At 73.1% G+C, this 11298-nt stretch carries 9 protein-coding genes; 5 read left to right on the top strand and 4 right to left on the bottom strand.

The features are described from left to right. Positions 1 to 2017: 2017 nt before the first annotated feature. The 3 genes from E6J59_04165 to E6J59_04155 are packed head-to-tail and all read right to left on the bottom strand — an operon-like array spanning position 2018 to position 6379. A complete protein-coding gene (locus E6J59_04165) occupies positions 2018 to 2698 on the bottom strand; it encodes an EthD family reductase (GenBank protein ID TMB22299.1) in 681 nt (226 codons plus the stop codon). 50 nt (positions 2699 to 2748) lie between these two features. Beyond that, entirely contained in the window at positions 2749 to 3624 is an 876-nt protein-coding gene (locus E6J59_04160; GenBank protein ID TMB22298.1) for a hypothetical protein, read from the bottom strand. Beyond that, positions 3605 to 6379: a cyclic nucleotide-binding domain-containing protein gene (locus tag E6J59_04155; protein TMB22297.1), complete on the bottom strand. Its 2775-nt coding sequence runs from the start codon at positions 6377 to 6379 to the stop codon at positions 3605 to 3607. The genes E6J59_04160 and E6J59_04155 overlap by 20 nt, the downstream gene beginning before the upstream one ends. A 114-nt stretch (positions 6380 to 6493) precedes the next feature. Between E6J59_04155 and E6J59_04150 the strand changes: the two genes are divergently transcribed. Both E6J59_04150 and E6J59_04145 read left to right on the top strand, forming a co-directional pair. After that, complete coding sequence (locus E6J59_04150; protein ID TMB22296.1) at positions 6494 to 6934, top strand: hypothetical protein; 441 nt, start codon at positions 6494 to 6496, stop codon at positions 6932 to 6934. A 4-nt stretch (positions 6935 to 6938) separates the two neighbouring features. Continuing rightward, positions 6939 to 7766, top strand: a complete 828-nt coding sequence (locus E6J59_04145; GenBank protein ID TMB22295.1) for an SDR family oxidoreductase — start codon at positions 6939 to 6941, stop codon at positions 7764 to 7766. Here the strand turns inward: E6J59_04145 and E6J59_04140 are convergent, their stop codons facing one another. Further along, a complete protein-coding gene (locus tag E6J59_04140) occupies positions 7767 to 8987 on the bottom strand; it encodes a hypothetical protein (protein TMB22294.1) in 1221 nt (406 codons plus the stop codon). It abuts the gene before it with no gap. A gap of 12 nt (positions 8988 to 8999) precedes the next feature. Between E6J59_04140 and E6J59_04135 the strand changes: the two genes are divergently transcribed. The 3 genes from E6J59_04135 (at position 9000) to E6J59_04125 (ending at position 10742) form a co-directional block, all read left to right on the top strand. Further along, positions 9000 to 9479: a flavin reductase family protein gene (locus E6J59_04135; GenBank protein ID TMB22293.1), complete on the top strand. Its 480-nt coding sequence runs from the start codon at positions 9000 to 9002 to the stop codon at positions 9477 to 9479. Between the two features lie 115 nt (positions 9480 to 9594). Then, a complete protein-coding gene (locus E6J59_04130; protein ID TMB22292.1) occupies positions 9595 to 9852 on the top strand; it encodes a hypothetical protein in 258 nt (85 codons plus the stop codon). A 29-nt stretch (positions 9853 to 9881) separates the two neighbouring features. After that, positions 9882 to 10742, top strand: a complete 861-nt coding sequence (locus E6J59_04125; protein TMB22300.1) for an LLM class F420-dependent oxidoreductase — start codon at positions 9882 to 9884, stop codon at positions 10740 to 10742. The last annotated feature ends 556 nt before the right edge of the window (positions 10743 to 11298 follow it).

Below are 11298 nucleotides of genomic sequence, written 5' to 3'. Positions count from 1 at the left end.
CGAGACGCTCGTCGCCCGGCTCGCCGGCGCGCGGGTCATGGTCCTCGTCACGCACCGCCCCGACGACCGCGCCGCGTGGCGGACGCGCGCGCCGCTCACCCAGCTCGTGCTGCGCCGCCTGCCCGACGCGGACGTGCGCGCCATGCTGCACGCGGTGGCGGGGGGACCGTTGCCCGGCGAGCTCGAGCGCCTCCTCGTCGCCAAGGCCGAGGGCAGCCCCTTCTGCGCCGAGGAGATCACACGCTCGCTCATCGAGGAGGGCTACCTGGTCGCGAACGGCGGCCCTCGGAAGCTCACCCGCCCGCTCGAGGAGATCCGCATCCCGGGCACGGTGCAGGAGGTGATCGCGGCGCGGCTCGATCGGCTCGGGCCGCCGGCCAAGCGCGTGGTGCAGGTCGCCGCCGTGCTCGGCCGGCAGTTCCACCGCGGCCAGCTGGCGCGTGTCCTCGACGGCGAGGGCATCGACCTCGAGCGCGAGCTGGCCGAGCTCGAGAGCCGCGGCATCTTCCACCGCAAGACCCTGCTGGCGAGCGACGAGTACCGCTTCGGCGAGAGCCTGACGCAGGAGGTCGCCTACGAGGGCCTGCTCCTGAAGCAGCGCCGCCAGCTCCACGAGCGCGTGGCGCTCCTCCTCGAGTCGGAGCCGGGCGAGGCGGGCCCCGAGCGCTCGGCGCTCCTCGCGCACCACTACGCGCGCAGCGACGACCGCGCGAAGGCGATGGAGGCGCTCCTCCGCGCAGCCTCGGACGCGGAGAACCTGCCCTCCTACCGCACGGCGGTCGCCTTCTACCGCCGGCTCTGGGAGCTGGCCGAGGTCGACCCGGACGACCCGGCCTCGCGCCGGGCGGCGCTCGCGGCGACCAGCGGGCTCTCCCGCCTGAGCGTCGTCTTCGGCTGGCCGCCCCTCGAGGAGGCGGAGCGCGCCGCCCGCCGTGCCCGTGAGCTGGCCGAGGCCCTCGGCGACGCCGACATGCTGCCGCACATCCTGTACTTCCTCGGCGTCATCACCATGCTCGGGGAGGACTTCGAGCGCGGGCTCGCGCTGGCCGAGCAGGGCGTGGCGGTGGCCGAGCGCGCCGGTGCGAAGCTCACCGTGATGCGCATCTCGCGCGGCCTCGCCATCAACTACGCGATCGACGGGCGCTTCGAGCTGGCGCGCCGCGCGATGCGCTGGGTGATGGACGAGCTCGAGCCGACCGAGCACCGCGCCCGGCTCTCCGACCTCTACGTGAGCGCGCGCTGGATCCGCGACAACGTCCTCTACCTGTGCGACGACCTCGACGAGGCCTTCGCGAGCCTGGTCGAGACCCATGCCATGGCGCTCAGCGCGCCGAACCGCACCGTGCAGGCGGGCTCCGCCGGCACGCTGGCCCAGATACTCTTCCTGCGCGGCGAGTACGCCGAGGCGCTGCGCTGGGCGGACGAGAGCCTGGAGGGGAACGAGGCGATCGGCAACGTCTCGGGCTTCACGGCCCCAGCGGCGGTCGCGCTCGCGGCGCGCGCCGCACTCGGTCTGCCGGCCGACACCGAGCGCTACCTCGAGCTCATCGAGCAGGGTCTCGCGAGCGGGCGCACGGTGCAGGCGAACTTCCGCTTCGTCGCCGACGCGTTCCTCGCGCAGGGCGACGCCGAGCGGGCCGAGCGCTTCGTCGAGGCGCTGCGTGCGTACCCGAACTCGAGCGGCCGCCTGCGCGAAGCCTACCTCGAGACCGCGGTCGGCGAGGTGATGCTGGGCCTCGGCCGCTCCGCGGAGGCCGAGCGCCCGTTCGCCCGCGCCCTCGCGCTCGCGGAGGCGATCGGCGCGCGCTCGACCCTGGCCGCGGCCGCGCTCGGGGCGGCGCGGGCGGCCGCCGCGCGCGGCGATGCGCAAACCGGCGCCCGGCAGTTCGCGCGCGCGGTCACGATCGCGCGCGAGATGCGTCTCGGGCACTACCTTGCGCGCGCGGCGCGGCTCGGCGCGGGCGCCGCCGAAGCCGCGGACCGGGTCTGAACGGGTCTACACGGACGCTCGCCCAGCTCACCAGCGCTCGACGTACTCCGCCACCAGGTAGGCGTGGACGCGGCCGATGAAGCGCGGGATGTCGGCCTCGATCTCCGCCTGGCCCTCGGGCGAGAGGTAGACGCGGCCGCGCAGGTCCTCGGCGGACGCGAAGGCGAGCTCGGCGAAGCCGTCGTAGTCGGGACCGTCGCCGCCGAGCCGCTCGTCGACGACGCTCGTCACGTAACGCGTGGTGGCGTGGTGGCGGAGCGCCAGCGGGACGTGGCGCTCGAGCCAGTGCGCGCGGAACGCGGCGCGCGTCGTCCCCGGGACGCGCTCGAGGCACGCGAAGAGCTTCCCGCCGGGCGCGCGCCGGCCGAGCTCGGGCGGCGCGGCGGGCGCGCGCTGGACGTGCTCGGTCGTGACGTACGCGACGCTGCTGCCGAGGAAGCCCGCCACGTCGCGGGCGATGATGCGGGCGCCGTCGGGCGAGTCGTAGAGGCGCTCGCGGTAGTCGGCGAGCGTGTCGAACCAGAGCTCGCCGATCGAGTCGAGCGGCGGGGCCGGCCCGCGCGTGTCCTCGACGATGTTGACCACGTAGCGCCGGAGGGCCGGATGGTGCCGGAGCGCGAGCGGCACGTGACCGCCGAGGAGCAGCTCGACGTAGCGCTCGTGCGTCAGGTCGGGCCGCCGGCGGCAGAGGAACACCAGCTTCACCATGCGGCGGTCTTGCGCCGCGGCGCCGTCGCGGTCAAGCCTCGATCCACACCTCAGCGCCGCGGCTGGGCCTGGAAGAAGCGCCACACGCGCGCCGTCGCGGAGCGCGGCCAGCGGTGCCCCTGCGGGCCCTCGCAGTAGACGACGTCCGCGATGCACCGGGTGTAGCGCGTGCAGCCGTCGCGCTCGACGGGTGCGCCGCAGCCGTCGGCCCGCGCCCACCAGTCGCGCGCGCCGTGCACCAGCTCGGCGCGCACGACGCGGTCGGAGCGGCCATAGACGAAGAGGACGGGCACGGGCCGGACGGGCGCGCAGGTGCGCAGGTCGAGTCCCCCTGCGACCGGTGCCACCGCCGCAACGCGGTCGGCGGCGACGCAGCCGAGCAGGCTCGCGAAGAAGGCGCCGTTCGACATGCCGGTCGCGAACACGCGGCGGCGATCGATGCAGCGCTCCCGCTCGAGGCCGTCGAGGAGCGTGCGCACGAAGTCCGCGTCGCGCGTCTCGCCCGGCCGGATGTCCCAGCCGCGCCCCGTCGTATCGAGGAGGCGCACACCCTCGTGGCCCTCGGGATGGATGGCGACGAAGCCCTCGCGCAGCGCGAGCCGCCCGAGGCCGGTCCACCAGCGATGCCGCCAGGCGCTCGAGCGGAAGCCGTGGAAGGAGAGGACGACCGGGAGCGGGCGGTCGCCGGGCGCCGCCGGCGCATCGATCAGGTAGCCGCGCTCCTCGCCGCCGACGCCGAGGGTACGCCGCTCGCCGCGCAGCCGCGGGAAGGTGCCGGGGCGGCAGCCGGCGCTCGGCTCGGGCGCCACGGCCGCCGCGGCGGCGAGCGCCGCGCGCTCCTCGGGGGCCGGCTCGTGCAGCCCGCGCCCGCACGCCGCGAGCAGCGCGAGGGTGACGACCGCCCGCTCACGCCGAGCGTGCGGCAACGTACCGCTCGGTCGTGCGCTGCAGGTGGTCGCTCAGGATGCGCGTCAGGTTCAGGAACACCTTCGAGGCGATGCGCGGGTAGCGGTTCTGGATGCGCCGCAGGAAGCGCTCGTCGAGCGCCAGCACGTCGACGGCGCCCGCCGCCACCACGTCCGCGGTCCGCTCGGCGCGGCGCACGAGCCCCATCTCGCCGAACACGTCGCCGCGTCGCAGCTGATTGATGCGCTGGCGCCCGCTGCCGTCCCCGGCGAGGACCTCGGTCGTGCCCTCGATGATGACGTACATCTCGTCGCCGCGCTCCCCGCGGCGCACGATCGCCTCGCCCGGCTGGAAATGCCGGAGCTCGCCCATGAGCACGACGATGCGCGCCTGCGAGGGGCGGAGCCCCGCGAAGAGCGGGATGGTCTGCGCGGGATCGTCGCCCAGCTTCACGCCCAGGAGGTCCCAGAGCGTGATGATCTTGGTCGTGGCGAGCAGCGCGGGCAGGAGGACCAGGTTCGCGCCCAGCGACGTCGCCATGGCGACCCCGGCCAGGATGCCGAAGTTCTGGATGGGCACGAAGCTCGAGAGCGCGAAGGTGAGAAACCCGAAGAAGAGGGCGATGGTGGTGTAGACGATGGGCACACCCACGGTGCGCAGCGTGCGCACCAGCGCCGCCGTCTGGTCCGTCTCGCCGCGCAGCTCGAGGTTCAGGCGCGCCATGTAGTGGATGGTCGAGTCGACCGCGATGCCGAGCGCGATGGCGGCGATCAGGCTCGTGCCGAGGTTGAGCAGGATGCCGAGCCAGCCCATCACGCCGAAGAAGAGCATGATGGGGAGCACGTTCGGCAGGATGGCGAAGAAGCCGATCTTGGCCGACAGGAACATCGCCGTCATCACCAGGAAGATGATGGCGAGGGCGAGCGTCAGGCTCTTGATCTGCCCGGCGACGATGTCCGAGGTCGTGCCCGTGAGCAGCACGAGCGTGCCGGTCAGCGTAACGGGAAGCTCGGCGGGGAAGTGCTCGGCCGCGTACTGCCGGATGGTGTCGAGCGTGTGCTCGATGCTACGCGACCCCGAGAGGTTGGTGCGCACGAGGATGCTGGCCTGGCTGAAGTCCTTCGTGACCACGCTCTTGAAGGTCTCGGGGCTCTTCATCATGGTGTCGAGCAGGGGCCCCAGGTTCTTCGGTTCCTGCCAGAAGGGCTTCGACGCCTCGGCGGGCACGAGGTTGCCCTGTTCGTCGATCACCAGGTCGCCGCCCTCCGCCTGCTTGTTGACGCCGGCCTCGAGCACCTCGAGGTAGTCGACGATCGAGATCGACGAGGTGATGCCCGGCTGCCTGGCGAGGAAGCCCTGCAGGTCCTTGATGAGCTTCAGCTCCTCCCAGCGCCGGAGCGCGCCGGGTTGCCGCCCGTCGATCACGATGTAGAAGGGGTTGCTGCCGACGATCCGCTGGTTGATGGTCTCGTTCGCGCGCCGCACCTCCGATGTCGGCTCGAAGTAGTAGAGGAAGTCGGAGTCCACCCGGATGCGCCACGCGCCGGCGAGCGCCGCCACCGCGAGCGCCGCCGCCCCCCACAGGATGTGGCGCCGCTTCGCGAAGGCGCGCTCGCCCACGCGGCGGAGGTTCTCGGAGAGGGTCGGCGAGATCTTGCCCGAGCGCGCGAAGCGCAGGCGAGAGGGCAGGAGCTGGAGCGCGGCGGGCAGGAAGGTCAGGCAGGTGAGGGTCAAGCAGACGACCCCCACCACCGCGAAGAGCCCGAGATCCCAGATGGCGGTGATGCGGTTCACCATGAGCGAGCCGAAGCCGATCACGGTGGTGACCGCCGAGATCGTGAGCGGCAGCCAGACGCGCGTGAAGGCGCGCACGACGATCTGGTCCGGCGGCGCGCCGGCCGCCACCTGCTCGTAGTAGCGCGCCATCACGTGGATCGCGTACGAGCTGCCGACCACGAGCAGCAGCGGGGGCAGCACGAACGTGCCGAGCGTGATCGCCTTTCCGGCGAGCACGATGATGCCGAGCGTCCACACCAGTGCCCCCCCCACGGTGAGCACCGGCAGGATCACCCCCCGAACCGTCCGGAACGAGAACCAGAGGACGATCAGCACGAGCACGAGAGCGACGGGCGTGAAACGCACCAGGTCGCGGCGCATGAGCTCGACCGCGGCCTGCTTCACGTGCGCCGCGCCCGTGTAGAAGAACTCCTCCGGACCGCGCTCGGCGGCGAGGATCGCCCCGATCTTCCGGTCGATGCCGAGGTCGAGGTACTGCGCGTCGGTCAGGTTCTTGAAGAAGACGTTGATCGCCGCGCCCGTGAAGTCGTCGGAGACCAGGTTCTTGCCGTAGAGCGGCGTCGCCGCGAGCTTCTTCTTGAGCGCCTCGACCTCGGCCGGCTCGGGCGGGATGCGCGGCAGGAGGCGCGGCGGATGCAGCACGTCGGCCGCCGGGTCGACGGCGTTGGCGATGCTGAGCACGCGTTCGACGCCCTCGACCTTCGCGATCAGGTCGGTCACGCGTGCGATCTTCTCGATCGTGGCGGGCGCGAAGATGTTCTGGGCGCGCATCCCCACCACGCCGACCGCGTCGCTCCCGAAGATGGCGCGGGTCTGCGCGTAGTACTCGACCTTCGGGTCGTGCGCTGGCAGCATGCTCTCGAGCGAGTTCTCGATGCGGAGGTGGAGCGCGAAGGCGCCCAGCGCCGCGGTCACGGCCAGGTTCACGACCACGACGGCGAGCGGGTGACGGGCGAGCCACCGCGCGAAGGCGTCCATGGGGGCGGCGAATTATAGCCTGCCCCCCGCCCGGTGCCAGCGAGCGCGCCGCCCGCTTGCATCGGCCGCGCGGCCGGCAGTAAGGTCCGCGGCCTGTCCGCCGAGGAGGTTCCCGTGCGCCGCATCGCCATCCTCGTCCTGACTGTCGCGCTGGTCACGAGCGCACGCGCCGGGCTCTCGCCCGAGCTCGACCGCGCGCTGCACGAGGCCAAGTACGTCTACATCCAGAGCGAGCGGAAATCGGGCGCGCTCGGGAAGGCCGCGGAGATCTGGTTCTACTACGACGGCAAGGCCGTGTACGTGGGCACGCCGCCCACCACCTGGCGCGTGCGGCGCATCAAGCGGGGGCGACCCAGGGCGCGCATCGCGGTCGGCAAGGCCGACGGGCCGGCGTTCGAGGCCCGGGGCGAGGTGGTCCGTGACGCGGCCGCCGAGCAGCGCCTGATGGACGAGTACGCCCGCAAGTACCCCGAGGGCTGGTCGCGCTTCGCGGACAAGTTCCGCGCCGGCTTCAAGAACGGCGAGCGCGTCCTCGTCCGCTACGCGCCGAAGTAGCGCGATGGACCCCGGGAAGGCGTCCCTCACGGGGCGCGTCGCGCTCGTCACCGGCGCCGGGGCGGGCATCGGCAAGGGGATCGCCCTCGGGCTGGCGGCCTTCGGCGCCCGGCTCGCCGTCCTCGAGCTCGACGCGGCCTCGGCGCACGCCACCGCCGCAGAGATCGAACGGGCAGGCGGAGCGGCGCTCGCGCTCCCCACCGACGTGCGCGACGGCGAGGCGGTCGAGGGGGCCGTGGCCGCCGCCGTGGAGCGCTTCGGCGGCGTCGACGTGCTGGTCAACAACGTGGGCGGCACGTTTCGCGCCGCCTTCCTCGAGACCAGCGAGAAGGGCTGGGACGCCCTCGTGCGCGCCAACCTGAAGACGGTCCTGCACGGCACGCGCGCGGTCGCGCCGCGCATGATCGCTCGGGGCCGCGGCGGGAGCATCGTCAACATCGTCTCGATCGAGGGCGGGAGGGCGGCGCCCTTCTACGCGGTCTACGCCGCGTGCAAGGCGGCGGTCATCGGCTTCACGCAGTCGATGGCGCTCGAGCTGGCGCCGCACGCGATCCGCGTGAACGCGATCGCGCCCGACCTCTGTCTCACGGAAGGGCTCGCGAAGCTCGCGGGCGAGGCCGAGCGCGAGCGGCATCGCTTCCTCGTGCCGCTCGGCCGCGCCGGCGTGCCCGAGGACATCGCCGGCGTGGCCGTCTTCCTCGCCTCCGACCTGGCCGGCTACGTGACCGGCGTCACGCTTCCTGTCGACGGGGGCACGTGCGCGGCCGCCGGATGGTACCGTGATCCCGAGGGCGAGGGCTGGCTCCTCGGTCCGCCCCCGCGGCGCCGCTAGCTAGAGACCGTACAGGTGCGCCGCGTTCTCGCCGAAGAGCCGCCGCCGGCGGTCGGGCGGCAGCCGCTCCCCCAGCTCGCGCAGCTCCGCCATGTAGTCCGCATCGTGGTCGCTGTGCGGGTAGTCGGTGGCCCAGAGAAAGCGGGCCTCGCCGACGTACTCGATGACGGCCGGGAGCGCGCGCTCGTCGGGGTCGGCGGAGATCCAGCACTGCCGGCGCACGTAGGTGCTCGGCAGCTCGCTGAGCGGCAGCGTGACCCGCAGCGGTCCCCTGGCGAACGCGTCCATGCGGTCGAGCCAGTAGGCGAGCCAGCCCGCGCCCGACTCGAGCACGACCACCTTGAGCCGCGGGAAGCGGTCGAAGGTCGCATGGAGGAAGAAGGTCGAGAAGGCCTGCTGCACGGCCTGCGCGAACATGAGCTGCAGGTACCAGATGCCCTGCACCACGCCCTCCGGCCAGGTGAGGCCGTCGAAGCGATGGTGGAGGTCGCGCGCCTTCGGGTCCACGCCGGTGTGGATGGCGATCGGCACGTCGAGCTCCTCGGCCGCGGCCCACAGCGCATCGTGCGCCGGATGGCCGTGCGGCACGCCGCTCAGCGTGAAGGGGAGGAGGAAGCCGCCCCGCGCGCCGGCGCGCACGGCGCGCTCGAGCTCGCGCGCCGCGTCCTCGGGGTCGCCGAGCGAGAGGTGGGCGATGGGGACGAGGCGCCCGCCGCTCCCCGCGCAGAACTCCTCGATCCAGCGGTTGTAGGCGCGCGCGTGGGCGAGCGCATAGCCTGGGTCGGGCGCCTCGGCCTCCCACTGGAGCCCGAGGCTCGGGTAGAGGAGCGCGCGCGCGATGCCATCGTGATCGAGGAGCCGGAGACGCGCCGCGGGGTCGGTCGCCGCCGCCGGCGCGCTCTCCGCGTACCGCCCCGCGAGGCACGCGGCCGCCAGGTCCTCGAGGCTCTTCCCCATGCCGCCCAGGCCGCCCAGCATCTCGGGCGTGGTGAGCCGCGCCGGGCGGCCATCGATCTCGAGGACGTCGCGCCCGTCGCGGCCGCGCCGCACGCGGATCGCCCGCGCGCGGTACGCGGGCTCGAGGTAGCGCTCCCACACGTCGGGCGGTTCGAGGACGTGGCCGTCCGCGTCGATGACGAGGTCCACGGCGACGTCGTTACACCCCGGGATCGTCGGGCGGCAAGCGGGGCGCGCGCCGTTGACAGGTCCACCCGGGGGCATTAGTCGGTCGGGATGCCGATCGACCCGAGCGAGCTGCGCACGGTGATGGGGTGCTTCGCGACCGGCGTCACCGTCATCACCACGCGCGACCAGAGCGGGACGCCCTACGGGCTCACCGCCAACGCGGTCACCTCGCTCTCGCTCACGCCCCCGCTCCTCCTGATCTGCGTCGACCGCAAGGCCGAGACCTACCCGCACTTCTTCGACTCGAAGATCTTCGCGCTCAACATCCTCGCCGAGGATCAGGAGGCGGTGTCGCGGCGCTTCGCGACCACGGGCGGGGACAAGTTCGTCGGCCTGGAGTTCCGGCTCGGCCGGCTCGGGACGCCGATCCTCGCCGGCACCCTCGGGCACGTCGAGTGCCGGATCATCGACACGCTCGAGGGCGGCGACCACGTCATCCACATCGGCGAGGTGAAGCACGCCGAGGCGCGCGCGGGGAACCCGCTGATCTTCTTTCGCGGCAAGTACCGCCACCTGACCGATCCCTGAACCCGCATGCCGCTGCCGGAAACCCGCTGCGGCCGGGTGCAGCCGTGACTTCGACCCGCTTGCGCGCTCGAACCTCGCCGGCTAAGAGCCGCACAGCACACCAGGGAGGGAATCCATGCGACACCTCGTCCGCGCCGTCGCCGCCTCGCTCGTCCTCGCGATCGCCCCTCCCGCCTGGGCCCAGGCGACTGCCACCGAGATCAAGAAGGAGCTTTTCCCCAAGTACAAGAAGGCGCAGGCCGAGGGGAAGGATCTCGGCGAGGCCGGCAAGGAGTACGAGGCGGGCAACAAGGCGCTCGCGGATGGGCTTCAGGAGGAGGCCCTCGAGCACTTCAAGAAGGCCAAGGCCGCCTGGCCGGCCGATGCCAAATAGGTGGCGCTCGGGTGGAGATCGGCGTCCTGATGTTCGTGACCGGGAGCGCGCTCCCGGTCACGGACCTCGCCCGTGCCTGCGAGGAGCGCGGCTTCGAGTCCCTCTGGGCGCCCGAGCACCCGCTCGTCCCCGCCCGCTACGAGACGCGCTACCCGCTCTCCGACGACGGCAAGCTGCCGCGCCCGTACACCGAGCTGCCGGACTGCTTCGTCACGCTCGCTGCGGCGGCGGCGGTCACCCGCCGGCTCCGCGTCGGGACCGGCATCTGCCTCGTCCCCGAGCGCGATCCGCTCCTGACCGCGCACCAGGTCGCGACGCTCGACTGGCTCTCGGGCGGCCGCTTCCTCTTCGGCGTGGGGGCGGGCTGGCTGCGCGAAGAGATGGACCTCTTCACGCCGCACTTCCCGTATCGCTTTGCCTTCATGCGCGAGGCGGTGGCCGCGATGCGGAAGCTCTGGACCGAGGACGCTCCCTCGTTCGAGGGCAGGTGGGTGCGCTTCCCGCCCGCCGTCTGCCGGCCGAAGCCGGTGCAGCGGCCGTACCCGCCCGTCATCCTGGGAGGCATGGGCCCCAACGCCATGAAGCGGGTGGCGAGCTGGGGCGACGGCTGGATGCCGATCGCGCTGCCCGCCGACGAGGTGCCGGGTGCGCGCCGCACGATCGAGCAGCTGGCCCGCGCCCGAGGGCGTGATCCGCGCCCCATCTCGATCTCGGTCATGATCGGCGCGCCCCCTGGCCTGGAGAGCCCCGCCGTCGACATGATGCCGTCGCGCGAGGTGCTCGCGCGCTACGCCGAGGCGGGCGCGGAACGCGTCATCGTGTCGGTGCCGACCCTCGCCGGTGACGAGGCGCGCCGGCACCTGGACCGCATCGCGGCCGCGCGTCCCTAGCTGGTCCGCACACCGGCTGCGCACCGTCGGCATCGTGCCGCTCCACGACGGCGGGCGCACGACCCGCTTCTATCGCCTCGCGTAACGCGGGGACGCGGCGCCTCAGCGACGCTTGCGCCGCGCGGGCTTCGCCGGCTTCGGCGGCGCCGCGGACGCCTTGATCAGGCGCATCGCGGTGGCGGCCGTCGCCTCGTCGGCGAAGCCGAACGTGGCCGTGAACTTGCGCCCGAGCACCTGCGCCACGAGGAAGGCGATGTTGATGCCGGCGTCCGCGAGGGCGCGCGCCATCGCGGCGCCCAGGCCCGGGCGGTTGTCGCCCTCGACCAGCAGGCACGGGATGTCCCTGCTCTCCGCCAGCCTGGCCTGGGCGGCCGCGGCCGTCGCCCGCTTGCCGCTCACGGGGTAGAGCTCGATGGCCGCGCGCTCCGGAGTCTGCGGCAAGCGATAGCCCATGACCAGGCGCAGGTCCGCGCCCGCCTGGGCGAGCGGCTCGAGGGTGCGCGCGAGCGCGCCCGGGTGGTTGTCCACGTCCGCGCGCCAGAGGGTGATACGCTTG

Source organism: Deltaproteobacteria bacterium (assembly GCA_005879795.1).
Taxonomy (GTDB): domain Bacteria; phylum Desulfobacterota; class Binatia; order DP-6; family DP-6; genus DP-6.
Note: the sequence above shows the minus strand (reverse complement) of the source record. Positions and strands in the feature narration are given on the sequence as shown.

Coding starts and splice junctions, on each gene's coding strand:
- E6J59_04125 (TMB22300.1), top strand. CDS start 9,882: ATGTTCGTGACCGGGAGCGCGCTCCCGGTCACGGACCTCGCCCGTGCC.
- E6J59_04130 (TMB22292.1), top strand. CDS start 9,595: ATGCGACACCTCGTCCGCGCCGTCGCCGCCTCGCTCGTCCTCGCGATC.
- E6J59_04135 (TMB22293.1), top strand. CDS start 9,000: ATGCCGATCGACCCGAGCGAGCTGCGCACGGTGATGGGGTGCTTCGCG.
- E6J59_04165 (TMB22299.1), bottom strand. CDS start 2,698: ATGGTGAAGCTGGTGTTCCTCTGCCGCCGGCGGCCCGACCTGACGCAC.
- E6J59_04140 (TMB22294.1), bottom strand. CDS start 8,987: ATGCCCCCGGGTGGACCTGTCAACGGCGCGCGCCCCGCTTGCCGCCCG.
- E6J59_04145 (TMB22295.1), top strand. CDS start 6,939: ATGGACCCCGGGAAGGCGTCCCTCACGGGGCGCGTCGCGCTCGTCACC.
- E6J59_04155 (TMB22297.1), bottom strand. CDS start 6,379: ATGGACGCCTTCGCGCGGTGGCTCGCCCGTCACCCGCTCGCCGTCGTG.